The sequence below is a fragment of the Streptomyces sp. NPDC053427 genome, from assembly GCF_044544985.1.
Classification (GTDB): Bacteria; Actinomycetota; Actinomycetes; order Streptomycetales; family Streptomycetaceae; genus Streptomyces.
This window is the reverse complement of the sequence record NZ_JBITYA010000004.1, coordinates 330,976-356,622: the sequence shown is the minus strand read 5'-3', so window position 1 is coordinate 356,622 and position 25,647 is coordinate 330,976. Positions and strand designations below refer to the sequence as shown.

The window sequence follows — 25,647 nt, the reverse complement described above, 5'->3', positions numbered from 1 at the left end:
GTGCGACACGTCGGGCATTCCGTCACTACTCGGATGAAACGGGTGTTGTTGGCAGCATGACCCCGTGAGCCAGCAGACCGCGCAACGCTCCTCCGCCCCCCTCGATGCCCCGTTCGCCCCTCCCTTCGACGCGCCCCTCGATGCCACCCTCGGCACCCCTGCCCGCGCCGGATCCGGAGTCGCCCCCGGGGCCGCCCTCGGCGCCACTTCGGGCACCGCCTCCGGCGTCGCCTTCGTCGGTGGCGCGCTGGCCGCCGGCCTCGGGCTCGGGGCGCTCACGGTCGCCGTCCTGCTGCTCTGGGTCGCGTATCCGAACCCCGGCGGCGACCTGTCCGGCGCGCTGCATCTGTCCGCCGCTCTCTGGCTGCTCGCGCACGGCGGCGATCTCGTACGGGACACCGCACCGTCCGGCCCCCCGGCGCCGCTCGCCCTGACCCCGCTGCTGCTCGCCGCCCTCCCCGTCTGGCTGCTGCACCGGGCCGCCCGGCACACCCTGGCGACCGGGTCGGGGTCGGCGCGGCGCCTGCTCGGTGCGCTGCTGACCGGCTACCTGACCGTCGCGGCCGGAGCGGTGGGCTACGCCTCGGCCGGTCCGCTGCGCGCCGCCCCGCTCAGCGCCCTGCTGTGCGTACCGGTCGCCGCGGTCGCCGTCCTGGCCGTCACCGCCTGGCGCATCCTCGGCCGCGGCGCCGCGGACCTGCTGCCCGCCGCGGTCCGCCGGATGCCGGCCGGCCTGCCGGACCGCGTGCGCGAGGCCGTCGAAGGCCCCCGGTTCGCCGCCGCGTTCCGGGCCGCCACCGCCGCCCTCCTCGCCCTGCTCGCCGCCGGCGCCCTGCTCACCCTCGTCGGCCTCGCCCTGCACGCGGGCGCCGCCTCCCAGGACCTCTGCCGGCTCGCCCGGGACTGGGCGGGCCGCGGCACGGTGCTGCTGCTGTGCCTGATGCTGTTGCCGAACGCGGCCGTCTGGGGCGCGGCATATGTGCTGGGGCCGGGCTTCGCGGTCGGTGCGGGCGGCGCCGTCGGGCCGCTGGGCGGCTCCGGCAACGCGGCGCTGCCGCACCTCCCGCAGTTGCACTTCCCGCTGCTCAGCGGCCTGCCGGAGGCGGCCGCAGGCGGCCCGCCGACCTGGGCGGCGGCGCTGGTCCCGGTGGCCGCCGGGGTGCTGCTCGCCCGCTACGCCGCCCAACCCGCGACGGCCCCGGACGCACCCGGCGGCGGCCCCTGGACCTGGCGGTCGACCGCCTCCGTCGCCGCCCTGGGCTCCGGCCTCTGCGGCGGCGCGATGGCGGTGCTCGCGGGTGTGTCGGGGGGCGCGGTGGGCGGCGGCGTACTGGCCGAACTCGGGCCCAGCTGGTGGCTCACGGGGCTGGCGGCGACGGGCTGGACGCTGGTGATCGGGGTTCCGGGGGCGCTGGCGCTGCGGGCTGTGCGGCTGACGAGGCCGGGGGCGCGGGGCGGGGCCGAGGTACCGGCTCGGGAGCCGCTGGGTGGGGCGTCCGCGACGGAGGCTCGGCCTCGTGCCATTGCCTCGTAAGGGTGTCGGGTGGTGCGGCGGCGAGAGGCCCGGCCGCCGCGCCACCCTCCACTGCTACTCCATGCTCAGCAGCGGGCGGAGTTCCTTGGGCAGCTGGCGCTCGCAGGACTTGGCCGCCTGCTGGGTCAGGGCGTCGTCGACGCAGGTGAAGTAGTCGCGGTAGACGATCTGCACGGTGAAGGTGGCGGCCACCATCATCAGGGCCAGGGCGGCGGTGACGAGACCGGCGATGGCCGCGGTGGTCTGGGGCCGGGTCGAGGCCGGGCCGGGGGCGGGCGCGGGGGCCGCCGGGCGGCCTTCCATGGCCGCGGTGGTCGCCGCCGCGGCCTGCTTCGCGGCGCCCGGCTTGGCGCGCAGCGAGCTGATGCCCCAGTAGAGCGCCAGCGCACCCAGCAGGAGCGAGACCTCCGGCAGGCTGAAGAGCACGAAGAAGAAGGACCACATGCCGGAGAGCAGGGCGTAGCGGGCGCGGCGCTGGGCCGGGTCGGTGGGGTCCCAGCGCAGTCCGCCCGGTCCGCTGCCGGGGCCGCCCTGGCCGCCGCCTTGCTGGCCGCGGCCGTTCTGCCGGGAGCCGAAGCCGCCGCTCTGCCGCCCCGGCTGCCGGCTGCTCCACTGGCTGCCCCAGGTCGGCGTCGGCTTGTCCTGGGGTGCCCGCTCCTGGTCGCCGTCGCTCCCCTGGCCGTGCGGATGGCGCGGCCGCCATTCCTGGTCGGGGGCGTCGGCCGGCGGGGCGGCGAAGGGGTTGTCGTGGTCCGGGGTGTGCGCACGGCGGCGCTTGCTGCCGGAGCCCCCAGGGCCCTCGGAGCCGCCAGGGCCGTCGGAGTGGCCGGGACCGTCGGATCCGTCCGAGCCGTCGGCTCCGTCCGCGTCGCCGGGGGTGCCTGAGCCGCCGGGAACGTCAGGGGAGTCCGGGGAGTCCGTGGCATCCGGCGACTCAGGGGAACGGCTGCCCGTCGAGGACGACGACTTGCGCTCACGCAGCAGGATCGCCCCCGGAGTGGTGGCGGGCAGCGTGGGCAGGAGGGCCGCGCTGCGGCGTCGGTCCGTCATCTGGAGTGCGTCTTCCCCTTGTCTCGTCCGTACGCGGGCCAACCGGCCGCCAGCGCCCGGTACCACGAACTGCATCGCAGTCTTAGGCCTGACGCTACCTCCCGCGCCCGCCCCCGTCCCGTGGGGGCCGCGCGGTGTGCCGGTATCGTTGCTGACGGTCGGCGCCTTCGTAGGGTTCCCCGTATGTGCGGTACCCGCGGCTTTGTACGACCACACAAACCACGCGAAACGAGAAAGAGCCCCGCCGTGGCTTCCTCCCCAGCCCCCACTCCGTCCACTCCGCCCGACCTCCCCCAGACTCTCCGTGCCGGAGCGGGGGAGAACCCCGACGCCCGCCCGGCGCGCCTGGTCGTCCTCGTCTCCGGTTCGGGTACGAACCTGCAGGCGCTGCTGGACGCCGTCGCCGCGCAGGGCCCGGACGGCTATGGCGCCGAGATCGTGGCCGTCGGCGCCGACCGGGACGCGATCGCCGGGCTGGAGCGTGCCGAGCGGGCCGGCCTTCCGACATACGTGTGCCGGGTCAAGGACTTCGACAGCCGGGCCGACTGGGACGCGGCGCTCACCGAGGCGACCGCGGCCCATGAGCCCGATCTCATCGTCTCGGCCGGCTTCATGAAGATCCTCGGGAAGGAATTCCTCGCCCGCTTCGGAGGCCGGATCCTCAACACCCATCCGGCGCTGCTGCCGAGTTTTCCCGGTGCCCATGGCGTACGCGATGCGCTCGCGTACGGCGCGAAGGTCACCGGATGCACCGTCCACTTCGTCGACGACGGCGTCGACACCGGCCCGATCATCGCGCAGGGCGTGGTCGAGGTCCGGGACGAGGACGATGAATCCGCGCTGCATGAGCGCATCAAGGAAGTCGAGCGATCGCTGCTCGTCGAGGTCGTGGGGCTCCTCGCCCGGCACGGCTACCGTATTGAGGGACGAAAGGTACGTATCTCGTGACCGCCACCGAAGGCACGAAGCGGCCCATCCGCCGCGCGCTGGTCAGCGTCTATGACAAGTCCGGGCTGGAGGAGCTGGCGCAGGGGCTGCACGCGGCGGGCGTCCAGCTCGTCTCGACCGGCTCGACGGCCGGGAAGATCGCCGCTGCCGGGGTGCCGGTCACCAAGGTCGAGGAGCTCACCGGCTTTCCGGAGTGCCTCGACGGACGGGTCAAGACCCTGCACCCCAAGGTGCACGCCGGCATCCTCGCCGACCTGCGCCTGGAGGACCACCGGCGCCAGCTCGCCGACCTCGGTGTGGAGCCGTTCGACCTGGTGATCGTCAACCTCTACCCGTTCCGGGAGACCGTCGCCTCCGGTGCGACCCCCGACGAGTGCGTGGAGCAGATCGACATCGGCGGCCCCTCGATGGTCCGCGCCGCCGCCAAGAACCACCCGTCGGTGGCCGTCGTCGTCAACCCCGCCCGTTACGACGACGTCCTGCAGGCCGTCGCGGACGGCGGTTTCGACCTCGCCGCCCGCAAGCGGCTGGCCGCCGAGGCGTTCCAGCACACCGCCGCGTACGACGTGGCCGTCGCCTCCTGGTTCGCGGACGACTACGCCGCCGCCGACGACTCCGGCTTCCCCGAGTTCCTCGGTGCCACGTACGCGCGCAAGAACGTCCTGCGCTACGGCGAGAACCCGCACCAGGGCGCCGCGCTGTACGTGACCGGCACGGGCGGTCTCGCCGACGCCGAGCAGCTGCACGGCAAGGAGATGTCGTACAACAACTTCACGGACACCGAGGCCGCCCGCCGGGCCGCCTACGACCAGTCCGAACCGTGCGTGGCGATCATCAAGCACGCCAACCCCTGCGGTATCGCGGTCGGCGCGGAGGTCGCCGAGGCGCACCGCAAGGCCCATGAGTGCGACCCGTTGTCCGCCTTCGGCGGCGTGATCGCCGTCAACCGTCCGGTGTCGCTGGCGATGGCCGAGCAGGTCGCGGAGATCTTCACCGAGGTCATCGTGGCGCCGGGCTACGAGGACGGTGCGGTCGAGGCGCTGTCGCGCAAGAAGAACATCCGGGTGCTGCGCTGTCCTGACGCACCGTCGAACCCCGTCGAGGTCAAGCCCATCGACGGCGGCGCCCTCCTCCAGGTCACCGACCGCCTCCAGGCCGAGGGCGACGACCCGGCCAGTTGGACGCTGGCCGCGGGCGAGGCGCTGTCCGCCGAGGAGTTGGCCGAGCTGGCCTTCGCCTGGCGGGCGAGCCGCGCGGTGAAGTCCAACGCGATCCTGCTCGCCAAGGACGGCGCCACGGTCGGCGTCGGCATGGGCCAGGTCAACCGCGTGGACTCGGCGAAGCTGGCCGTGCAGCGCGCGGGCGAGGAACGGGCGCGGGGCGCGTACGCCGCCTCGGACGCCTTCTTCCCCTTCCCCGACGGCTTCGAGGTGCTGGCCGAGGCCGGCGTCAAGGCCGTGGCCCAGCCCGGCGGTTCGATCCGCGATGAGCTCGTCGTCGAGGCGGCCAAGAAGGCGGGCGTGACGATGTACTTCACCGGGACGCGGCACTTCTTCCACTGAGCCGCGGCAGCCGTACCGGCCGTACGGGCCGGGCAAGCCGGAAGGGCCGCACCCTCGTTCAGGGGGTGCGGCCCTTCCGGCTTTTCGGCGGCTTCAGTAACGAGGCCGGTTGAACCAGGCGCTGCCGTCGTCCTTCGAGACAAAGACGATGATCATGATCCCGAGGGCGGTGTGCACCAGCCCGAACGGGAAGACGGCGAAGCTGGCCATGGTGGTGAGGGCGCCGAAGATGATGCTGGTGACGCGGACGCCGTTGCCGCCCTTGCCGAACTGCGCGGCGCAGGTGATCGCCACCACCGTGAAGATCACGATCAGCACGATCAGGGCGATGAGCAGGCCCTTGCCGACGTTGAACGCGGCCAGATCGTCGTCGGTGGCGTACGTGGCCTGCTTCGACGCCTTGCTGACGGCGCCCAGGCCCCACACGGCGAAGATGAGGCCGATGAGGTTCAGACCGGCGAGCACGAACAGCATCACGCGGGCGGCCTTCACTCCGCCCGGCATGCCGTTTTGTATGGGCGCCCCCGGCATTCCGTTGGGCATGGGCGCACCCGGCATCCCGACACCCGGGTAGGGCCCGTACGGCGACGGCTGCGCCGGCTGCTGGGGGTAGCCGTAGCCGGGCTGCTGGCCCGGCGGCGGACCGTAGGGATTCTGGTTCGGGTAGCTCACGGGCAATGTCCTTCAGGCGTCTTGAGCGGATATCAGCTGGTGCCGGTATCGGCCTGAGCCGATATCAGCGCAGTATGAGGGCGGCGGGTCACCGGTGTCTCCGGTGATGTCGCGTACAGCGCCGCGAAGGCCCCGTTCGCGGCGATGCGAGGGGGCCTTCGGGGGGAGCGGGGACGTGCGGTCCGGCCGGCGGCGGGGCCGGCCGGGAGCGGGCTCACTGGGAGCGGACGACCACCGTGCTCATGACCTTGTCCGCGAACGTCTGCCGCTTCTCGTCCCATGCCGGCCACAGGAAGCCGAGGCCGCACGCCGCGCCGTCCAGCGCGTGGGCCATCCGGCGCACCAGGGCCATACCGAAGCCGATCGGCTGGCCGGTGTCCTCGCGGACGAGCCGGATCTTCATGGCCTTCTTGCCCGGCGTCTGGCCGGTGGAGCCTTCCTTGGCCAGCATCCACAGCCCGAGGCCGAAGCTGAGCAGGCCGACCAGGATGATGACGACGAGGAGCCCGCCGGCGATGCCGGTGGCGGACGACTGCGCCTTGTCGTAGGCGTCCTGGATGCACTGGTAGTCGCCCGTGGGGCAACTCGAGGTGTCCACGTCGATGTTCGACGCCGCGGCGGACGCCGAGAAGATGGCCACGAAGATCATGATGCTCGGGAGCAGGCCGACGATGAGGTAGTCGATGAAGAAGCCACCCACGCGCGCGCCCCAGCTCGCCAATGCGCCAGGCATACCAGGCATACCAGGCTGGCCCGGGTAGCCGTAGCCCGGCGCCGCCTGCTGCTGCGGGTAGCCGTACTGGGCGGGCTGCTGGGGCGCGCCGTAGGGCTGCTGCGGGGGCACCTGCTGCTGCGGGTAGCCGTACCCGGGCTGGCCCTGCGGGGGGACGCCCGGCTGCTGCGGAGCGCCGTAGGGAGCCTGCGGCGGCTGCTGGCCATAGGGGTTGTTCGGATCGCCGAAGCTCATCTGTTGTTTTCCTCCGTGTGGGTCAGTGGGGGACGACGCAGCGTGATTCGGAGGAAAAACAGGTTTCACTGGCCCGCCCCCGACGATGCCTGCGGCACTGAGCGACAATCCTTCTAGTTGCAGCTCGGCTCTGTCCAGTCAAGGCCTTGAGGCGTTGTCCAAGTGCAATGATCAATTCCGGCCATCGGCGTCACGCGTGCCCTGATTGGAATGCGGCCGCCCTCATCCGGGAGGATAGGGGCCATGACTGCCCAGATTCTCGATGGCAAGGCCACCGCCGCAGCGATCAAGTCCGAGCTCGTCGCCCGCGTGGAGGCGTTGAAGGAGCGGGGTGTCCAGCCAGGCCTGGGCACGCTCCTGGTCGGTGACGACCCCGGCAGCCGCTGGTACGTCAACGGCAAGCACCGCGACTGCGCCCAGGTCGGCATCGCCTCCATCCAGCGTGAGCTGCCGGAGACGGCCACCCAGGAAGAGATCGAGGCGGTCGTCCGGGAGCTCAACGAGGACCCGGCGTGCACCGGCTACATCGTCCAACTCCCGCTCCCCAAGGGCATCGACGCCAACCGCGTCCTGGAGCTGATGGACCCGGCCAAGGACGCCGACGGCCTGCACCCGGTGAGCCTGGGCAACCTCGTGCTCGGCATCCGGGGCCCGCTGCCCTGCACCCCGTACGGCATCGTCCAGCTGCTGCGCCGGCACGGCGTCGAGATCAACGGCGCGAACGTGGTCGTCGTCGGCCGTGGCATCACCATCGGCCGCCCGATGCCGCTGGTGCTCACCCGCAAGTCCGAGAACGCCACGGTCACCCAGTGCCACACCGGCACCAGGGATCTGTCCGCGCACCTCAAGCAGGCCGACATCATCGTCGCCGCGGCCGGTGTGCCGCACATCATCAAGCCGGAGGACGTCAAGCCGGGCGCGGCCGTCCTGGACGTCGGCGTCAGCCGCGACGAGGCGGGCAAGATCGTCGGGGATGTGCACCCGGGCGTCGCCGAGGTGGCCGGCTGGGTCGCCCCCAACCCGGGCGGCGTCGGTCCGATGACCCGCGCCCAGCTGCTGGTGAATGTCGTCGAGGCCGCCGAGCGCGCGGCCGGCTGACCCGTACCCGACCCGAAGGGACCGCCCGCATGGCCGCCGAAGCGCATTCGGAACAGGCGTCCGAGCCGCAGCGCTCCTCGCGCCGCTTCCCGCTGCTGACCCGGGACACCGCCCGGCCGGAGGGCGGCGGCCGGGCCGCCTCGGGCGGCCGTCCCGCGCCCGCCCGGCAGTGGCCGCTGCTGACCGTCATGGGCGGCGTCGCGGCCGGGCTGCTGCTGGTCGCGGTCGACGTGTTCCGCGTGGGAACGCTGGTGATCGGCCTGTCCCTGCTGGCGGGGGCGCTGTTGCGCTGGGCGCTCCCGTCGGTGGGGATGCTGGCCGTACGCTCCCGCTTCACCGACCTGCTGACGTACGGGGTGCTCGGCTTCGTGATCGTGATGCTGTCGTTGATGGTGCAGCCCAAGCCGTGGATCCATATCCCGTTCCTGGACGACATCGTCCACTTCACCGTGCGGTAGGCGGGTTCCGCGCTTCGGCGGCGGCGTCGAGTAACTTGATGACGCAATGTTGTGACCTCGTCACGGTCCGTCGATTCCGCCGAGCCGGCCGAAGTGCGAGAGGGACGTCCGCCCCATGGCCAAGATCCAGGTAGCCAACCCCGTCGTCGAGCTCGACGGCGACGAGATGACCCGCATCATCTGGTCCTCCATCAGGGACAAGCTGATCCTCCCGTACCTCGATATCGACCTGAAGTACTTCGACCTCGGCATCGAGCACCGCGACGCGACCCACGACCAGGTCACTCTCGATGCCGCCCACGCCATCCAGCGGTACGGCGTGGGCGTGAAGTGCGCCACCATCACGCCGGACGAGGCGCGGGTCGAGGAGTTCGACCTCAAGGCGATGTACGACTCGCCGAACGCCACGCTCCGCAACGTCCTGGGTGGGGTGATCTTCCGCGAGCCGATCATCATGGCCAATGTGCCGCGGCGGGTCGCGGGCTGGACCCGGCCGATCGTCGTCGGCCGCCACGCCTTCGGCGACCAGTACCGCGCCACCGAACTGAGGGTCCCCGGCCCCGGCACCCTCACCATGGCCTTCACTCCGGCGGACGGCTCCGAGCCGGTCGAGGTGGAGGTCCACGCCTTCCCCGGACCCGGCGTGGCGCTGGCGATGTACAACCACGACGATTCGATCCGGGACTTCGCCCGCGCCGTGTTCCGCTACGGCCTGACCCGCGGCTACCCCGTCTACCTGTCCACGAAGAACACCGTCCTGAAGAAGTACGACGGCCGCTTCAAGGAACTCTTCCAGGAGGTCTTCGACGCCGGGTTCGCCGAGGACTTCCGGGCCCAGGGGCTGACGTACGAGCACCGGCTGATCGACGACATGGCGGCCATGGCCCTGAAGTCGGCCGGCGGCTACGTGTGGGCCTGCAAGAACTACGACGGCGACGTCCAGTCCGACGCCGTCGCCCAGGGCTTCGGCTCGCTCGGCCTGATGACGTCCGTCCTGATGTCCCCGGACGGCCGCACCCTCCAGGCCGAGGCCGCCCACGGCACCGTCACCCGTCACTACCGCCGTCACCAGCAGGGCAAGGACACCTCGACCAACCCCATCGCCTCGATCTTCGCCTGGACCCGCGGCCTCGCCCACCGGGGCCGGCTGGACGGCACCCCGGAGGTCACGCGATTCGCCGAGACCTTGGAGCGGGTCTGCGTCGAGACGGTGGAGGGCGGCCGGATGACGGAGGATCTGGCCCTGCTGATCGGGCCGGACCGACCGTGGCTGACCACGGAGCACTTCCTGGACGCGCTGGACGACAACCTGCGGGCGAAGAGGGCGGTTTGAGGCCGTCCGGCGCGCGGGCCGGATGTCGTCCATGCCGCTCCCGGCGATGCTTTCGGACGACGCGTCGGCCGTCGCCGCCGAATGTCCCGCGGCCGGGGGATCTCCCGTAAGCGGCGGATGTCCGGCCATGGTGGGATTTCCCGGCGCAGCCACGCCGCCTCCTCGCGTCGGCGGAGCCTCCCGGTGAAGTGATTTCCGGACATGCGGAGCGCCCGGCCCCGTCCGCCCCCGGGACGGGACCGGCGCACGCAGGTTGTGCCGCGGGGCCCCCGTGCTCCTGTGCGCCGGACCGGTGGGGAACTGGCATCCTGCGGTACGGCAGTTGGGTACGCGGGGGGATAGGGGAACGGACATGCCTCGCTGGAGGGCGTTACCGGAGGAACTCGATCCGCAGGTAGGGGAGTTCACCGGTCGGCTGCGCAGACTCGTGGAGCGCAGCGGACTGAGCGTGGCCGCCGTCGCGGACCGTACGGGCTACAGCAGAACGTCGTGGGAGCGCTTCCTCAACGGCCGCCTGCTGCCCCCGCTGCGGGCCGTGGTCAAGCTCGCCGAGGTGACCGGCACGGACGCCGCGCATCTGACCACGCTGTGGGAGCTGGCCGAACGGGCCTGGAGCCGGTCGGAGATGCGGCACGACGTCACCATGGAGGCGATCCGGGTGGCGCAGGCGCGGGCCGCGCTCGAGGGGGCGGAGGGGGCGGCGTCCGGTGCGGGCCGTGGCGTACGGACGGCGGTGGCCGCTCCGGTCCCGCCCGGTGACGGGGGCGGGGCCCGACGACGCCGGGTGCCCATGATCCTCACCGGTGTGCTGGGGGCGCTGCTGGTGGCCGTCGCCGCCGTGTTGCTGGTGCATCCGGCCGGTGGCGAGCCCCGGAAGGCGGCGCCCAGGCCGCCGGCGACGCCGGTCCCGAAGCCCGTACTGCCCGAAGGAGTGAAGTGCAGCGGCGCCGGCTGCGCGGGGCGGGACCCGGAGGCGATGGGGTGCGGCGGGCAGCATGCGGTCAGCCCGTCCCGGGGGATGGCGGGCGGCGCCCTGATCGAGGTCCGCTACAGCAAGGTGTGCCGTGCCGCGTGGGCGCGGATCAGCGGCGCCGCGCAGGGGGACCGGGCCACCGTCAGCGCGGGCGACCGCAGCGCCACGGCCAGGGCCGAGCGGAACGGCGCCGGCTACACGGCGATGGTCGAAGTGACCGGGGACCCGGCCCGGGTGGCGGCCTGCGGGACGACGGCCGGGGGCGTGAAGGGCTGCGCGCGGGCGGCGGCCAACTAGGGGGCCGCCCGGGGGACGTGGGGGTCCGTCGGTGGTTCCGCCGCATGGATCCGCCGCATGGATCCGTGGCGTGGCCGGGATGTGCCCCTTCCTCCGGATGGCCGAAACGAGGGGGGAATGCCCCCGCGGATCCCGGGCAGGCGAACGAGTACCCCCCCACGGGTGCGGCACAACCTGGCGGTCGCCCGCTTCCCCCCTCCCTGAGCGGGCGACCGCCGCCCCTGTACCGGGTCCGCGACACCCGGTGAGGTGTCCCACACCGGCCCGTCGCTTGCGTCGGCCGGGGGTCCGATAGCCTGACGGCCGGGTCTCTCGATACCAAGAGACCTCGATGAGACCTCGATAACCGGGCAGGGACACCCACCGCCAACCATGGTGGTCCGGGGGCTTGCCCCCAGAAAACGTCGCGCAGGAGATCGCCATGACCCGCACTCCCGTCAATGTCACCGTGACCGGCGCCGCCGGCCAGATCGGTTACGCCCTCCTCTTCCGCATCGCTTCCGGTCACCTGCTCGGCGCGGACGTGCCGGTCAAGCTGCGCCTTCTGGAGATCCCGCAGGGCCTGAAGGCGGCCGAGGGCACCGCCATGGAGCTCGACGACTGTGCCTTCCCGCTGCTCCAGGGCATCGACATCTCCGACGACCCGAACGCGGCCTTCGCCGGCGCGAACGTCGCGCTGCTGGTCGGCGCCCGCCCCCGCACCAAGGGCATGGAGCGCGGCGACCTGCTGGAGGCCAACGGCGGCATCTTCAAGCCGCAGGGCAAGGCCATCAACGACCACGCCGCGGACGACATCAAGGTCCTGGTCGTCGGCAACCCCGCCAACACCAACGCCCTGATCGCCCAGGCCGCGGCGCCGGACGTACCGGCCGAGCGCTTCACCGCGATGACCCGCCTCGACCACAACCGTGCGCTGTCGCAGCTCTCGAAGAAGACCGGCACCCCGGTCTCCGAGATCCGCAAGCTGACGATCTGGGGCAACCACTCCGCGACCCAGTACCCGGACATCTTCCACGCCGAGGTCGCGGGCAAGAACGCCGCCGAGGTCGTCAACGACCAGGCGTGGCTGGCCGACACCTTCATCCCGACCGTCGCCAAGCGCGGCGCGGCGATCATCGAGGCGCGTGGCGCGTCCTCCGCCGCCTCCGCCGCCAACGCCGCGATCGACCACGTCCACACCTGGGTCAACGGCACCGCCGCCGGCGACTGGACCTCCATGGGTATTCCCTCGGACGGTTCCTACGGCGTCCCGGAGGGCCTGATCTCCTCCTTCCCCGTCACCACCAAGGACGGCAAGTACGAGATCGTCCAGGGCCTGGAGATCAACGACTTCTCGCGCGAGCGCATCGACGCCTCCGTCCAGGAGCTGGCGGAGGAGCGCGAGGCGGTCCGCGGCCTCGGCCTCATCTGAGCCGGCACCCACTGCCGATCTCGAGCCCGCACGGTCCCCGAACGGCCGTGCGGGCTCGGCCGTTTCTCCTCCCTGCCGCGCAGCCGCGCCGCGGCGCCGTCCAGCCGGTCCACTCCCAACCGGTCTCCTCCTGTGGCAGCGAGGACCCGGGGAGCGGATCGCGCCGGGAGCCTTCGCCCCACGGCCTGACGGCAGTCCCTAGCCGGGAAGCTCCGTGCGCTCCCACCACTCGTAGACCGGCAGCGTGCCCTCGGCCGTCTCCTTGGTCCGCGGCGTGGCCCGGAAGTGCTCGTACCCGGCCAGGAACGGGATCTTCAGCTCGGACGCCTCCGGGGGATCGATCGCCACGATGCGCCCCGGGAAGTCATCGGGGCCACCCTCCAACACCGCCTTGCTCGCCGTTCCGGTCGCGTCATCCGTGTCATGAGCCATGTCCGAATTGTCTTCCCGGCGGTGGTGGCGGAGGGTAGCGGCTCGCCGATGGAGGGTGACGAGGTCTCCCCGTCCGCCCTCGTGCCGCGCCTCCGCGGCCCCGTGTCACATCAGCCCGCGGCCGCTCGTCGTACGCAGTGAGGGCACGCCCCGTCCAGGGACGCCGCCCCACTCATCGGCCTCGACCCGACCTCGTACGAGGAGGCAACCTCATGGCACGGATCCCGCTCACCCCGCCCCGCACGCTCACCCTGCGGCTGGCCCAGTGGTACTCGCGGCGCGCATACGGCAAGGTCATGGAGCCCGCCCTGGTGCTCGGGCACCACCCCAGGATCCTTCGGGCCTACTTCGCCTTCGAGGCGAAGGTGGGGCGGTGGCGGGCGCTGGACCCCACGCTCAAGCACCTGGCGGAGATGGTCCCGGCGGTTCGGATCGGCTGCTCGTGGTGCGTCGACTTCGGCCACTGGCACGCCGACCGGCTCGGACTTCCGCTGGAGAAGATCAGCAAGGTGCCGGACTGGCGGGCCCACGAGGAGTCCTTCACCGAGGTGGAACGGCTGGTCATGGAGTACGCGGAGGCCATGACCGCCACCCCGCCGACGGCCACCGACGACCTGACCGAGCGGCTGCGCCGCCACCTGAGCGACGCGGCCCTCGTCGAGCTGACCGCGATGGTGGCGCTGGAGAACTTCCGCTCCCGCATGAACAGCGCCATGGGCCTGACCAGCCAGGGCTTCTCCGACTCCTGTGCCGTCCGGCCGGGCGCCGTCGGCCCCTGACTCCCCGCACGGGCCCTACGCGGCGCCGCCGCCGATCCGCCCGTGCAGCACGAGCGCCCAGGTCAGGCACCCCAGCGCCGCCGTACCGGAGACCGCGCGCAGCACGTTCCAGCGCACCCACCGCGCCTCGAAGCGCTCCCGTACGGCGGCCGGGCCGGTGTCCCCGTCCGTCTCCTCCGCCGCCTCCAGCTGCTCGTTCAGCGGCACATTGACCGCGAAGGTCGTCACGATCAGCACCAGATACAGCCCCAGTGCCGCCACCACCCACGGCAGTACGGCACGGCCGTCGGCCCGCAGATGCATTCCGGCGGCCACCGCGGTGAACACCAGCGCCCCGAAGAACCCCAGCCCGAACCATCCGTTGAGGATGGCGACATTGATCCGCCGCATCGCGGTCACGAACGTCCGGTCGTCCGACTGCCGCAGGCCGGGCATCACGGCGCAGGCGAAGGCGTAGAAGAGCCCGGCGCTGAGGCCCGTGGTGACGGTGGCGGCGATCAGGGCGGCGGTGCGGATGGCGTCGTACATGAGCGGTCCCCCTCGGCGTGGTGAGCCGCCAGTATCACGCCGACGGAGTCTCCAGCCGCCCCTCCAGCGCGGAAATGTCCACCGTCTTGCCGGGCGGCGGCGTCTTCGACGGGACCGGCTTGTCGTAGTCGCTCAGCAGCACCGTGCCGGTCTCGTGGTTGGCCTCGGCGGTGAGTTTGCGGGGGTAGTGCGTGCCGTCGATGGCTACGTAGAGGGTCTGGGTGACGCCGTCGGTCTTTTTGACGACGGGCAGGACGCGGGTGCCCTCCTCGACGGTCGGTTTGCCCTTGGTCAGGTGGGAGGTGGGGTGGCCGGAGGGGGGAGGGTTGGTGGGGTTGGCCGCGGCCTTCTGGAAGGTGGTCAGGTCGCAGGCGGTGGCGAGGCTCTGGAGGAAGGTGTCGTCGGTGGTGCCGTGCAGGTACCGGCCTTGGTATTTCCGGGCGGCGGCGGCGCCCTCCTTGCCGGGCAGCTGGGTCTTCCAGTAGGCGGCGTCCGGTTTCATCCACACCTGTTTGCCGCGTTTGACGAGGTCGACGCGGCCGTAGGAGCCCTTGCTGATGGTGCCGGCGCAGTTGCCGTCCCGGTCGAGGGCGAGGTCGAGCTTGCCCGGGTCGGTGGTGGACTGCGTCCGCAGGCGCAGGGATTTTGCGCCGAGGAGCTCGTGCAGGGAGGCGTCGGACACCTGCTGGGCGGTTTTGCCGGCGAGATCGCCCTCGCCGTCCGCCGGGCCGGCCGCGGCCGCGACGCCTGTCCAGGCGGGCCCGGCGATAAGGGCTGCGCCGCAGGTCAGAGCGGTGATCGCGGTTGTGGGGCGGCTTTTGCGGGCCATCGCGGCACCTCCGGTCCGAGGGACGTACGGCTGGGGCATACGGCTATTCAGGGTACGTTCCGGAATTTTCGGGCGCACATTGGGCGATCGGAAGCCGGTGCAGTGACTCGCCTCACTTTCTTTGCAGGTTTGGGCATAGGTGGGGGGCTTTCGGAAAGGGGTCCCCGTTGCTGAGTGCGCGAGTGGTTGCACCAGTGGGAACAAATTCGTAAGCGGAAGGCAGAACACACGTGTCGGCAAACGAGACCATTCACGTAGACGGGGTGTGGCTGCCCGCCGCGTCCGGCGCCACGCGGGAGGTCCTCGACCCCGCCGATGCGACCGTGCTCCAGGTGGTGTCCGAGGGCGGCGCCGCGGACGCGGACGCGGCCGTCGCGGCGGCCAAGCGCGCCTTCGACGGCGGCGCCGGCGCCTGGCCCCGTACGGCCGTGGCCGACCGGGCCGCGCTGCTGCGCCGGGTCGCCGACCTGCTCCAGCGCGACCGCGAGGAGATCGCGCTCGTCGAGAGCCGGGACACCGGCAAGACGCTGGAAGAGGGCCGGGTCGACGTCGATTGCGTGACCGACGCCTTCCGCTACTTCGCCGACCTGGTGATGAACGAGAGCGGCGGGCGGGTCGTCGACGCCGGGTCGCCCGACATCCACAGCGTCGTCGTGCACGAGCCGGTGGGCGTCTGCGCGATGATCACGCCCTGGAACTACCCGCTGCTGCAGGCGAGCTGGAAGATCGCGCCGGCGGTCGCGACCGGCAACACCTTCGTCATCAAGCCCAGCGAGGTCACCCCCCTCTCGACCGTCCTCCTGATCAAGCTGCTGGTCGAGGCCGGGCTGCCGGCCGGCGTCGCCAACATCGTCACCGGCGCGGGCCTGCCCGTCGGCCAGCGGCTGGCCGAGCACCCGGACGTGGACCTGTTCTCCTTCACCGGCGGCCTCGCCAGCGGCACGAAGGCGGGCGCGGCGGCGGTCTCCGGCGCCAAGAAGATCGCGCTGGAGCTGGGCGGCAAGAACCCGAACGTGGTCTTCGCCGACGCCTGCGCCACGGAGGAAGGCTTCGACACCGCCGTCGACCAGGCCCTCAACGCGGCATTCATTCACAGCGGGCAGGTCTGCTCCGCCGGCGCCCGCCTGATCATCGAGGAGTCGGTGCGCGACCGCTTCGTCGCCGAACTCGCCCGCCGCGCCGAGAGGATCAAGCTGGGACGCGGCACCGAGGACGGCGTGGAGTGCGGCCCGCTGGTCTCCCAGCAGCAGCTCGACAAGGTCGAGGCCTACGTCGCCTCCGCGCTCGCCGAGGGCGCCCAGCTGCGCTGCGGCGGCGCCCGCCCCAAGCCCTCCGACGTGCGGCCCGCCACCGGCTACTTCTACGCGCCGACCGTGCTCGACGGCTGCCACCGCGAGATGAAGGTCGTCCGGGAGGAGACCTTCGGGCCGATCCTGACCGTGGAGACCTTCACGACCGAGGACGAGGCCGTCGCGCTCGCCAACGACACCGAGTACGGCCTGGCCGGCGCCGTCTTCTCCGCGGACACCGCCCGCGCCCGCCGGGTCGCCGCCCGGCTGCGGCACGGCACCGTCTGGATCAACGACTTCCACCCCTACCTCCCCCAGGCGGAGTGGGGCGGCTTCGGCAAGTCCGGGATCGGCCGGGAACTGGGGCCCACGGGTCTGGACGAGTATCGCGAGAGCAAGCACGTCTACGAAAACCTCCGGCCCCAGCCGGTGCGGTGGTTCGCGGGCTGAGCCCGCACGGTCCGCAGAACCCCGTACGCACTTTGCAGTAAAGGAGCACCCCTCATGCCCGTGTACGACTATGTCGTTGTCGGCGGCGGCACCGCCGGTTCCGTCATCGCCTCCCGCCTCACCGAGGACCCCGGCGTCACCGTCGCCGTCATCGAGGGCGGCCCGTCCGACATCGACCGCGAGGACGTGCTGACGCTGCGCAAGTGGCTCGGCCTCCTCGGCGGTGAGCTGGACTACGAGTACACGACCACCGAGCAGCCGCGCGGCAACTCGCACATCCTGCACAGCCGCGCCAAGGTCCTCGGCGGGTGCTCCTCGCACAACACGTTGATCTCCTTCAAGCCGCTGCCGTCCGACTGGGACGAGTGGGAGGCGGCGGGCGCGGCCGGCTGGGGCGCCAAGGAGATGGACCCGTACTTCGGCAAGCTGCGCAACAACATCGTGCGGGTGGCGAAGAAGGACCGGAACCAGATCGCCACGGACTGGATCGAGGCCACCAAGAGCGCGCTGGGCGTCCCCGAGGTCGTCGGCTTCAACGACAAGCCGTTCGACGAGGGCGTCGGGTTCTTCGACCTCTCGTACCACCCGGAGAACAACAAGCGCTCCTCGGCGTCCGTCGCCTACCTCCACCCGCACATGGAGGCCGGCGACCGGCCGAACCTCACGCTGATGCTGGAGACCTGGGCGCACAAGCTGGAGCTGGACGGCACCCGGGCCAAGGGCGTCCACGTCCGTACGAAGGACGGCGAGGAGGTCTACGTCGAGGCGGCCCGCGAGGTGCTGGTGTGCGCCGGCGCCGTGGACACCCCCCGGCTGCTGATGCACTCCGGCATCGGGCCGCGCAAGGACCTCGAGGCGCTGGGCATGGAGTGCGTACTCGACCTGCCGGGCGTCGGCGAGAACCTGATCGACCACCCCGAGTCGGTCATCGTCTGGGAGACCGACGGGCCGATCCCGGACAACTCCGCGATGGACTCCGACGCGGGCCTGTTCGTCAAGCGGGACCCGGAGCACAAGGGCCCCGACCTGATGTTCCACTTCTACCAGATCCCCTTCACCGACAACCCCGAGCGGCTGGGCTACGAGCGCCCCGAGCACGGCGTGTCGATGACCCCCAACATCCCCAAGTCCCGCTCCCGCGGCCGCCTCTACCTCACCTCCGCGGACCCCGAGGCCAAGCCGGCCCTGGACTTCCGGTACTTCGAGGACGAGGACGACTACGACGGCCGGACCCTGGTCGACGGCATCAAGCTGGCCCGCAAGGTCGCGCAGGCCGAGCCGTTCGCCAAGTGGCTCAAGCGCGAGGTCTTCCCCGGTCCGGACGTCACGGACGACGCGGAGATCAGCGAACTCGTACGCAAGGCCGCGCACACCGTCTACCACCCCGCCGGCACCTGCAAGATGGGCGCCGCCGACGACCAACTGGCCGTCGTCGACCCGCAGTTGAAGATCCGCGGCCTGGACGGTGTCCGTATCGCCGACGCCTCGGTCTTCCCGACGATGCCGGCCGTCAACCCGATGCTGGGCGTGCTGATGGTGGGGGAGAAGTGCGCCGAACTGCTCAAGGAAGCACCTACCAAGGGAGGTGATGCGTGATGGCTACCACCTCCGCCGGCGCATCCGAGATACCCAACGCCCGTAAGTCCGAGAACGCCTCGACCACCGGCCGCGAGGTCGTCTTCTCCGTCCGCCACCTGTGGAAGGTCTTCGGGCCGAAGGCCGACCGGATCCCCGACGACACGGCCGTCGCCGGCCTCTCCGTGCAGGAACTGCGCGAGCGGACCGGCTGCACCGCCGCCGTCCGCGATGTCTCCTTCGACGTCCACAAGGGCGAGGTCTTCGTCGTCATGGGCCTGTCCGGCTCCGGCAAGTCCACCCTCGTACGGTGTCTGACCCGGCTGATCGAGCCGACCAGCGGCGGCCTGGAGATGGACGGCGAGGACGTCCGCGCCATGGACCGCACCGCACTGCGCGAACTGCGCCGCCGCCGCGCCTCGATGGTCTTCCAGCACTTCGGCCTGCTGCCGCACCGCACCGTCGTCGACAACGTCGCCTACGGCCTGGAGATCCAGGGCATGGGCAAGGCCGAGCGCCGCGAGCGGGCCAGCGCCATGGTCGAGAAGGTCGGCCTGGCCGGTCTGGAGAAGCGCCGCCCCGGCCAGCTCTCCGGCGGTCAGCAGCAGCGCGTCGGCCTGGCCCGCGCCCTCGCCGTGGACCCCGAGGTCCTCCTCTTCGACGAGCCGTTCAGCGCCCTGGACCCGCTCATCCGCCGCGACATGCAGGAAGAAGTCTGCCGCCTGCACCGCGAAGAGGGCCGCACCATGGTCTTCATCACCCACGACCTCTCCGAGGCGCTGCGGGTCGGCGACCGCATCGCCCTGATGCGCGACGGCGAGATCGTCCAGCTCGGCACCCCCGAGGAGATCGTCGGCTCCCCGGCCGACGACTACGTCCGCGACTTCGTCCGGGACGTCCCGCGCGAGCAGGTGCTGACCGTCCGCCGCGCGATGCGCCCGGTCGAGGACGGCGAGGCCGACCAGGGCCCCGCGCTCGCCCCCGACACCCTGATCTCCGACGCCATCGAGGCGGTCGCCCGCTCCGGCGGCGCCGCCCGTGTCGTCGACGACGGCCGCTGCCTGGGCATCGTCGACCACGCCTGCCTGCTCGATGTGGTCGCCGGCATCGACCACCGGCCCGACGAGGTGGCCGCATGATGTACGCCGCCACCTCCCACCGCACGGCGCCCCTGCGCGCCGTCAGCTCCCGCGCACCCGTGGCCACCCACCGCTCGCGGCTGCGGGCGACCCTGCTGCGCCGCTGGCGCGAGGCCCAGCGCGCCGCCGCGATGAATGTGTCCGTCGGCACCGTGAAGCGGGGCCGCGCATGACTCTCGCCACACCCCCCGCTCCGCAGCGCGGCCTCGGCGCCGACAGCCCCAAGTGGCGCCCGGCCGAGGCCCTGCTGAACCGCCGCGGCATGGTGAAGCTGCTGCTGCTCGCCGTCGCCGCGGCCGTCCTCGTCCCGCTGCTGGCAGCCAAGTACGGCGCCGCCTGGCCGTCCTCGCTGACCGTCGACGTCTCCGGCCCGCTCGGCCGGACCAGCGACTGGATCATCGACAACCGCGACAGCCACTGGCTGTTCGTCTACTTCCTCGGCCACCTCAGCAACGGCGTGGTGATGTCCGTACGCGGCATCTACCTGCTGCTGCTCGCCCTCGGCTGGACCGGCGTCACGGCCGGCATCACGCTGCTGGCCTGGCGCATCGCGGGCCTGCGCATCGCCGCCACCGCCCTGATCTCCTTCATCGCCAGCGGCCTGCTCGGCATGTGGATCCCCACCATGCAGACGCTGGCCCTGATGGTCGTGGCGGTCGTGTTCTCCGTGGTCGTCGGCGCCCTGCTGGGCCTGGCCGCCGGCCTCTCCGACCGCCTGTTCAAGATCCTGCGCCCGGTGCTGGACACCATGCAGGTCCTGCCGGCCTTCGCCTATCTGCTCCCCGTGGTGCTGGTCTTCGGCATCGGCGTCCCGGCCGCCCTCCTGGCCACCGTCATCTACGCGGCCCCGCCCATGGCCCGGCTGACCGCGCTCGGCCTGCGCGCCGCGGACCCGGGTGTCCTGGAGGCTTCCGCCTCGCTCGGCGCCACCGGCCGGCAGCGCCTGCTGACCGCCCGACTCCCGATGGCCCGCAAGGATCTCCTCCTCGGCGTCAACCAGGCGATCATGATGGCGCTGGGCATGGTCGTGATCGCCTCGATGATCGGCGCCGCCGGTCTCGGTGACCGCGTCTACCAGGCCCTCGCCTCGGTCGACGTCGGCGCCGCACTCGCCGCCGCGATCCCGATCGTCCTGCTGGCCATCGTCATGGACCGCACCACCGCGGCCGCCGGCGAACGCCTCGGCGCCCACCAGGACCCCACCGGCCCGAAGCTGCTGCGCGGCTGGCCGGCCTGGGCGGGCATCGGTGCGATCACCGTCGTCCTCGCCGTCATCGGCCGCCTGGCGGGCTCCCTGGTCTGGCCGACCAGCTGGGCCGTCGACATCGCCCGCCCGGTCAACGACTTCAAGGAGTGGATGGTCGACCACCTCTACTCCGGCGTCCCCGTCATCGGCGGCACCGCCGACTGGGCCGCGCACTTCACCGACTGGGTCCTCAACCCGCTGCGCGACGGCCTGACCGCGCTGCCCTGGTACGGCACGCTGCTCATCGTCGCCGCGCTGGCCTGGCTGATCGGCACCTGGCGCACCGCCCTGACCGCCGTCCTGGCGATGGCCGCGATCGGTGTGCTGGGCGTGTGGAAGCCGTCGATGAACACCCTGTCCCAGGTCCTCGCCGCCCTCGTGGTGACCCTGGTGCTGGGCTTCGGCATCGGCATCCTGGCGGCCGGCAGCAAGCGCTTCGAGGCGATCCTGCGGCCGGTCCTGGACGTCATGCAGACCATGCCGCAGTTCGTTTACCTGATCCCGGTCGTGGCCCTCTTCGCCGTCGGCCGCGCCCCGGCCGCCGCCGCTGCCGTGGTCTACGCCCTGCCCGCGGTCATCCGCATCACCACCCAGGGCCTGCGTCTGGTGGATTCCGCCGCCATGGAATCGGCCCGCTCCCTCGGCGCCACCCGCTGGCAGATCCTCCGCCAGGTCCAGCTCCCGCTCGCCCGGCCCGCGTTGCTTCTGGCCGTCAACCAGGGCGTGGTCCTCGTCCTCGCCGTCGTCATCATCGGCGGCCTGGTGGGCGGCGGTGCCCTCGGCTACGACGTCGTCACCGGCCTGGCCACCGGCGACCTGGCCCTCGGCCTGGTCGCGGGCGTCGCCATCGTCTGCCTGGGCCTGATGCTCGACCGGGTCACCCAGCCCACGGAACGCCGCACGACGGGGAAGGGAGCCTGACCATGTCCCGTAAGCGCACCACGCTCATCGGCACCACCGCGCTGGCCGGCACGGTTCTGCTGTCGCTCTCCCTCTCCGCCTGCGGCAAGGCCGACATGACCAAGCAGGCCTCGCCGTTCGCGGCGGCCAAGGGCTCCAAGTCCGTCACCCTGTCCGTACAGACCTGGGTCGGCGCCCAGTCCAATGTCGCGGTCGCCAAGTACCTCCTCGAACACGAGATGGGCTACCACGTCGACACCGTCCAGGTGGACGAGATTCCCGCCTGGGACGCCCTCAGCCAGGGCCGGGTCGACGCCATCCTGGAGGACTGGGGCCACCCCGACCAGGAACAGCGTTACGTCAAGGACAAGAAGACGATCACGGCGGGCGGCGGCAACGGCGTCACCGGCCACATCGGCTGGTTCGTCCCCAAGTACTGGGCCGACAAGCACCCCGAGGTCAAGAACTGGAAGAACCTCAACAAGTTCGCCAAGCAGCTGCGCACCTCGGAGAGCGGCAACAAGGGCCAGCTGATGGACGGTTCCCCGTCCTACGTCACCAACGACAAGGCGCTGGTGAAGAACCTCGGCCTCGACTACGAGGTCGTCTTCGCGGGCTCCGAGGCGGCGCAGATCACCCAGATCCAGCAGTTCGCCAAGCAGAAGAAGCCCTTCCTCACCTACTGGTACGAGCCGCAGTGGCTCTTCAACCAGGTGCCGATGGAAGAGGTCCAACTCCCCAAGTACACGGACGCCTGCGCGGCAAAGGGCGCAAAGGATCCCCAGTCCATCGACTGCGCGTACCCGACGACCCCCCTCCAGAAGTTCTTCAACACCGATTTCGCCAAGGGCGGCGGCAGCGCCGCGGCATTCCTGAAGAACTTCAAGTGGACCAAGGACGACCAGAACGAGGTCTCCGAATCGATCGCCTCGGGCGGTCTGTCCGCGGACGAGGCGGCCAAGCGGTGGGTGGTCAAGCACTCGGACGTCTGGAAGAAGTGGCTGCCCAAGGGGTAGCGGATCCGAGGTCCGATCTCCGGGAGCGGGCAGTCGTACGCGAAGGCGTGCGGCTGCCCGCTTCCGTTTTCCCGCCTCCGTTTTCCCGTCTCCGCTTGCCGTCTCCGGTTCCCGCCGTCGAGCGCGGCCAGCAGAGGGGCGGCGTGGGTGGTGACCTGCCGGGTGTCCGTCGTCACGCCAGGCGCGCCGGGTGTACGGCGGGCGCCCGGCGCCTGCCGATAATCGACGCCATGTCCCGCACCAAGGCCACCTCCTCCGAGGCGACCCCCTCCCCGACGCCTCCCACCGGGCCGACCGCCCCCGCACCGGCCGGCCGGGCCGGCGTCCGCCGGCTGGCCGTCGTCGCGGAGGCCTGCGGGGCGGTGCTCTACCTGGCGGGCGCCGCCTCCGGCTCCTTCGGGTTCTTCGACGCGCTGCCCTCGGCGGAGCAGGCGGCCGTCGGCTGCGCCGCCGTGGCCCTCCTCCTGCTGCGCCGCAAGGTGCCGATCATGGCGCTGCTCGGCCTCGCCGTCGTGGCCGGAATCCTGCCCACCGCCGGCCTGCTGACGGCCGTGGTCGCCTACACCGCGGCCCGCCGGGTCGACAACCCCCGCCACCGCGCCGGGGTCCTGCTGGCCGCCGCCGCCCTCCCCGTGGTCACCGGCGTGTTCGGCACCCTGGCCACCGACTACGGCAGCTGGCTGGCCGGCTTTGCGCTCGGTGCCCTGGTGGCCGGTGTCGGCGTACTGATCCCCGGCCTGGTCGGCAGCTCGAAGGGGCAGCAGGAACGTCTCGTCCTGGCGCTACGGGACCGCGCCGCGTCCGCCGAACAGGCCCGCCGGCTCGCCGACAGCGCCTCCCGGGCCGAGGAGCGCGCCCGGATCACCGCCGAGATGCACGACCTGGTCGGCCACCGGCTCAGCCTGATCTCCCTCCACTCCGGCGGCCTGGAAATGGCCCTCGCCGCCACGGCCCCCGAGCTGAAGGAGGAAGCCGCGCAGGTACGCCTCGCCACCCGGGACGCGATGCGGGAGCTGCGCGAAGTGCTGGGCGTACTGGGCCCGCTGGGCCGCGACACCGGCACCGACGCGCTGACCGACGCGACCGGCACCCGCTCCGACATCGCCGCCCTCGCCGAGGAATCGCGCGCCGCCGGCATCCCCGTCGCCTTCACCTGGGACGGCCCCGACCTGGACACCCTGGAGCCACGGCTGCGCCGCGCAGTGCATCGCGTCGTCCGCGAATCCCTCACCAACATCCACCGCTACGCCCCCTCCGCCACCACCGAACTGTCCGTGGCCCACACCACGGACCGCATCCGCCTGGTGATCCGCAACGGCGCGCCCCGCACCGCCCCCGAGGCCACCACCGGCCTCGGCACCGGCAGCGGCCTGACCGGGCTGCGCGAACGGCTGCGGCTGCTGGGCGGCGAGCTGCGCGCCGAACCCACCGCGGTCGGCGGCTTCCTGGTGGAGGCGTCGCTGCCGCTGCATCCGGCGGCCGCCGCCCCGGCCGCTCCGCCCGCCGAGACGCCCCCGCACCGCGACCCCGTCCACACCGACGCCCTGCCGGGTGTACTGCGCCATCTGCCGGGCGTGGCCGCCGGGGTGCTGGGGCTCGCCGGGGTGGGCGCGATGCTGCTGCTGGGGCTGTCGCTGGTGCAGAGCGCCCGGCCGGTCGTGGGGAGCGTGCCCGACCGTACGGTGCATCTGGGCATGACCAGGGAGGATGTCCGGGCCACGGTCGGGTTCGAGAGCGACCTGGCGGGCGCGGCCGCCGCGGGCCGCGAACCGCCCCGGCCCCCCGGCACCGCCTGCCTCTTCCCGTACGAGACGGACCGCGGGACGCACGGCCGCCTGGCCCTGACCCGCTACTGCTTCCGCAACGACGTCCTCGTCGACATCAAGAAATTCACCGTTCCGATCGCGCCGGAAGGCCCGACGGCCACGCCCGCGCCGACCTCGCCCACGTCCCCGCCGACCTCGCCCACAGCCCCAGGGAGCCCTCGATGACGCCCCGTCCCCACAGTCCCGGCACCACCCCCGAGAACACTCCGGACAACCCGGCGGGCCGCATCCGGGTCCTGCTCGCCGACGACGAAGAAATGATCCGCCACGGCGTCCGCCTGATCCTCCGCCACGCCCCGGACATCGACGTCGTCGCCGAGGCCGCCAACGGCGCCGAGGCCGTCGAACTGGCCGCCGCCCGGCCCGTCGACGTCGCCCTCGTCGACATCCGGATGCCGGTGCTCGACGGTCTGGCCGCCGTCGACCGGCTCGTACGGCTCGACCCCGCACCGCAGATCGTCATGCTCACCACCTTCGGCGACGAGGAGAACGTCACCCGCGCCCTGCACGCCGGTGCCACCGGCTTCCTCCTCAAGGACGAGGGCCCGCAGGAACTGATCACCGCCGTACGGGCCGCGGCCGCCGGCGACGCCGTCCTCTCGCCCGGCGTCACCGGCCATGTCATCAAGCGCATGCTCCAGGCCACCGGCCCCCGCCTCGGCTCCCCGGCCGTCACCGGCACCCCCGACCAGCGTCTGGCCGCCCTCACCGCCCGCGAACGCGAGGTCCTGGCGATGCTCGGCGCGGGCCTGGCCAACCAGGAGATCGGCCGCCGCCTCGACATCGGCCTGGGCACCGTCAAGACCCATGTCGGCCGCATCCTGGACAAGACCGGCACGGGCAGCCGGGTGCAGGCGGCGCTGCTGGCGCACCAGGCGGGCCTGGCGTCGTAGACGTGCCGAGGCGCCCTGGCGGCGGGGCGAACGGCGCACACCGCCGTCACCCGTCCGGATGGCGACCGGCGAACCGCAGCGTGGCGCGGCGGCCGGCGCAGCAGTCTGGGGCCGTTTGCCCCCGACGAAGGGCCGTACCGTCATGTTGCTGCCGCCGAAGTGCCCCACCCTGGACTGCGACGACTGGCTGTGGAAGGACACCACGACCACCGACAAGGACTGGGACAACTGGCGGTGGTGGTGCCATCGCTGCAACAAGAAGTGGTATCCGACGGCCAAGCAGCTCGGCGAGTTCCGCCCCGGCTCGTCGGCCGGTTCGTCGGCAGGGTCGCCGTACGGCGCATCGCGTGGCCCGTCGCGGGGGCCGGCACCCGTCAACCGGGATCCGAGGGTGCCCCAGCGCTGACCGACCGCTCCGGAAAGGCCGTTGCGGGGCCGTCGG

The 25,647-nt window shown here is 72.1% G+C and carries 24 protein-coding genes; 18 read left to right on the top strand and 6 right to left on the bottom strand.

Annotated elements, in window-relative coordinates; translation table 11 throughout:
- Positions 1–64 precede the first annotated feature (64 nt).
- Positions 65–1,534, top strand: coding sequence for a DUF6350 family protein (locus tag ACIGWZ_RS13345; RefSeq protein ID WP_400063869.1), 1,470 nt, complete (start codon positions 65–67; stop codon positions 1,532–1,534).
- A gap of 54 nt (positions 1,535–1,588) precedes the next feature.
- On the opposite strand, the gene ACIGWZ_RS13340 is transcribed toward ACIGWZ_RS13345, so the two are convergent.
- Positions 1,589–2,584: a hypothetical protein gene (locus ACIGWZ_RS13340; protein ID WP_400063868.1), complete on the bottom strand. Its 996-nt coding sequence runs from the start codon at positions 2,582–2,584 to the stop codon at positions 1,589–1,591.
- A 246-nt stretch (positions 2,585–2,830) separates the two neighbouring features.
- Between ACIGWZ_RS13340 and purN the strand changes: the two genes are divergently transcribed.
- Entirely contained in the window at positions 2,831–3,532 is a 702-nt protein-coding gene (gene purN, locus ACIGWZ_RS13335; RefSeq protein WP_400063866.1) for a phosphoribosylglycinamide formyltransferase, read from the top strand.
- Positions 3,529–5,094: a bifunctional phosphoribosylaminoimidazolecarboxamide formyltransferase/IMP cyclohydrolase gene (purH, locus tag ACIGWZ_RS13330; protein WP_400063864.1), complete on the top strand. Its 1,566-nt coding sequence runs from the start codon at positions 3,529–3,531 to the stop codon at positions 5,092–5,094. The genes purN and purH overlap by 4 nt, the downstream gene beginning before the upstream one ends.
- 93 nt (positions 5,095–5,187) lie before the next feature.
- On the opposite strand, the gene ACIGWZ_RS13325 is transcribed toward purH, so the two are convergent.
- Together ACIGWZ_RS13325 and ACIGWZ_RS13320 are read right to left on the bottom strand one after the other, a co-directional pair.
- Positions 5,188–5,766: a hypothetical protein gene (locus ACIGWZ_RS13325; RefSeq protein WP_400063862.1), complete on the bottom strand. Its 579-nt coding sequence runs from the start codon at positions 5,764–5,766 to the stop codon at positions 5,188–5,190.
- 214 nt (positions 5,767–5,980) lie between these two features.
- On the bottom strand, positions 5,981–6,733 hold the full coding sequence (locus ACIGWZ_RS13320) for an RDD family protein (RefSeq protein WP_400063860.1): 753 nt from the start codon (positions 6,731–6,733) through the stop codon (positions 5,981–5,983).
- 243 nt (positions 6,734–6,976) lie between these two features.
- On the opposite strand from ACIGWZ_RS13320, the gene ACIGWZ_RS13315 reads away from it, so the two are divergent.
- The 5 genes from ACIGWZ_RS13315 to ACIGWZ_RS13295 all read left to right on the top strand — a co-directional run bounded on the left by ACIGWZ_RS13315 (position 6,977) and on the right by ACIGWZ_RS13295 (position 12,303).
- Entirely contained in the window at positions 6,977–7,831 is an 855-nt protein-coding gene (locus tag ACIGWZ_RS13315; protein ID WP_400063859.1) for a bifunctional methylenetetrahydrofolate dehydrogenase/methenyltetrahydrofolate cyclohydrolase, read from the top strand.
- A 29-nt stretch (positions 7,832–7,860) separates the two neighbouring features.
- Positions 7,861–8,289 (top strand): DUF3017 domain-containing protein, encoded by a 429-nt coding sequence (locus ACIGWZ_RS13310; protein WP_400063857.1) that lies wholly within the window; start codon positions 7,861–7,863, stop codon positions 8,287–8,289.
- A 115-nt stretch (positions 8,290–8,404) separates the two neighbouring features.
- Positions 8,405–9,622 (top strand): NADP-dependent isocitrate dehydrogenase, encoded by a 1,218-nt coding sequence (locus ACIGWZ_RS13305; RefSeq protein ID WP_400063855.1) that lies wholly within the window; start codon positions 8,405–8,407, stop codon positions 9,620–9,622.
- A 352-nt stretch (positions 9,623–9,974) separates the two neighbouring features.
- Positions 9,975–10,892: a helix-turn-helix domain-containing protein gene (locus ACIGWZ_RS13300; protein WP_400063853.1), complete on the top strand. Its 918-nt coding sequence runs from the start codon at positions 9,975–9,977 to the stop codon at positions 10,890–10,892.
- Positions 10,893–11,313: 421 nt separating this feature from the next.
- Complete coding sequence (locus ACIGWZ_RS13295; RefSeq protein ID WP_400063852.1) at positions 11,314–12,303, top strand: malate dehydrogenase; 990 nt, start codon at positions 11,314–11,316, stop codon at positions 12,301–12,303.
- 198 nt (positions 12,304–12,501) lie between these two features.
- Here ACIGWZ_RS13295 and ACIGWZ_RS13290 read toward each other — a convergent pair whose 3' ends face one another.
- Complete coding sequence (locus tag ACIGWZ_RS13290; RefSeq protein ID WP_400063850.1) at positions 12,502–12,735, bottom strand: DUF5988 family protein; 234 nt, start codon at positions 12,733–12,735, stop codon at positions 12,502–12,504.
- Between the two features lie 212 nt (positions 12,736–12,947).
- On the opposite strand from ACIGWZ_RS13290, the gene ACIGWZ_RS13285 reads away from it, so the two are divergent.
- Positions 12,948–13,514 (top strand): carboxymuconolactone decarboxylase family protein, encoded by a 567-nt coding sequence (locus tag ACIGWZ_RS13285; RefSeq protein WP_400063848.1) that lies wholly within the window; start codon positions 12,948–12,950, stop codon positions 13,512–13,514.
- 15 nt (positions 13,515–13,529) lie between these two features.
- Here ACIGWZ_RS13285 and ACIGWZ_RS13280 read toward each other — a convergent pair whose 3' ends face one another.
- Together ACIGWZ_RS13280 and ACIGWZ_RS13275 are read right to left on the bottom strand one after the other, a co-directional pair.
- Entirely contained in the window at positions 13,530–14,042 is a 513-nt protein-coding gene (locus ACIGWZ_RS13280) for a DUF1772 domain-containing protein (RefSeq protein WP_400063847.1), read from the bottom strand.
- 34 nt (positions 14,043–14,076) lie between these two features.
- Positions 14,077–14,871 (bottom strand): hypothetical protein, encoded by a 795-nt coding sequence (locus ACIGWZ_RS13275; protein ID WP_400063845.1) that lies wholly within the window; start codon positions 14,869–14,871, stop codon positions 14,077–14,079.
- Positions 14,872–15,101: 230 nt separating this feature from the next.
- On the opposite strand from ACIGWZ_RS13275, the gene ACIGWZ_RS13270 reads away from it, so the two are divergent.
- The 9 genes from ACIGWZ_RS13270 (at position 15,102) to ACIGWZ_RS13230 (ending at position 25,611) form a co-directional block, all read left to right on the top strand.
- Positions 15,102–16,610 (top strand): aldehyde dehydrogenase family protein, encoded by a 1,509-nt coding sequence (locus ACIGWZ_RS13270; RefSeq protein WP_400063844.1) that lies wholly within the window; start codon positions 15,102–15,104, stop codon positions 16,608–16,610.
- 54 nt (positions 16,611–16,664) lie between these two features.
- Positions 16,665–18,206 carry a GMC family oxidoreductase gene (locus ACIGWZ_RS13265; RefSeq protein ID WP_400063842.1) on the top strand — a complete coding sequence of 514 codons (1,542 nt, stop codon included), beginning with the start codon at positions 16,665–16,667 and terminating at the stop codon, positions 18,204–18,206.
- Entirely contained in the window at positions 18,206–19,324 is a 1,119-nt protein-coding gene (locus tag ACIGWZ_RS13260) for a glycine betaine/L-proline ABC transporter ATP-binding protein (RefSeq protein WP_400063840.1), read from the top strand. Before ACIGWZ_RS13265 ends, ACIGWZ_RS13260 begins: the two co-directional genes overlap by 1 nt.
- Positions 19,321–19,497: a hypothetical protein gene (locus ACIGWZ_RS13255; protein WP_400063839.1), complete on the top strand. Its 177-nt coding sequence runs from the start codon at positions 19,321–19,323 to the stop codon at positions 19,495–19,497. Before ACIGWZ_RS13260 ends, ACIGWZ_RS13255 begins: the two co-directional genes overlap by 4 nt.
- The gene (locus tag ACIGWZ_RS13250; RefSeq protein ID WP_400063837.1) at positions 19,494–21,491 is read left to right on the top strand and encodes an ABC transporter permease; all 1,998 of its coding nucleotides are present in this window, start codon (positions 19,494–19,496) and stop codon (positions 21,489–21,491) included. The genes ACIGWZ_RS13255 and ACIGWZ_RS13250 overlap by 4 nt, the downstream gene beginning before the upstream one ends.
- A gap of 2 nt (positions 21,492–21,493) precedes the next feature.
- The gene (locus ACIGWZ_RS13245; RefSeq protein WP_400063835.1) at positions 21,494–22,486 is read left to right on the top strand and encodes an ABC transporter substrate-binding protein; all 993 of its coding nucleotides are present in this window, start codon (positions 21,494–21,496) and stop codon (positions 22,484–22,486) included.
- A gap of 230 nt (positions 22,487–22,716) precedes the next feature.
- On the top strand, positions 22,717–24,477 hold the full coding sequence (locus ACIGWZ_RS13240; protein ID WP_400063833.1) for a sensor histidine kinase: 1,761 nt from the start codon (positions 22,717–22,719) through the stop codon (positions 24,475–24,477).
- Positions 24,474–25,205: a response regulator gene (locus ACIGWZ_RS13235; RefSeq protein ID WP_400063831.1), complete on the top strand. Its 732-nt coding sequence runs from the start codon at positions 24,474–24,476 to the stop codon at positions 25,203–25,205. Before ACIGWZ_RS13240 ends, ACIGWZ_RS13235 begins: the two co-directional genes overlap by 4 nt.
- A 142-nt stretch (positions 25,206–25,347) precedes the next feature.
- Positions 25,348–25,611, top strand: a complete 264-nt coding sequence (locus ACIGWZ_RS13230; protein ID WP_400063829.1) for a hypothetical protein — start codon at positions 25,348–25,350, stop codon at positions 25,609–25,611.
- Positions 25,612–25,647: the final 36 nt, after the last annotated feature.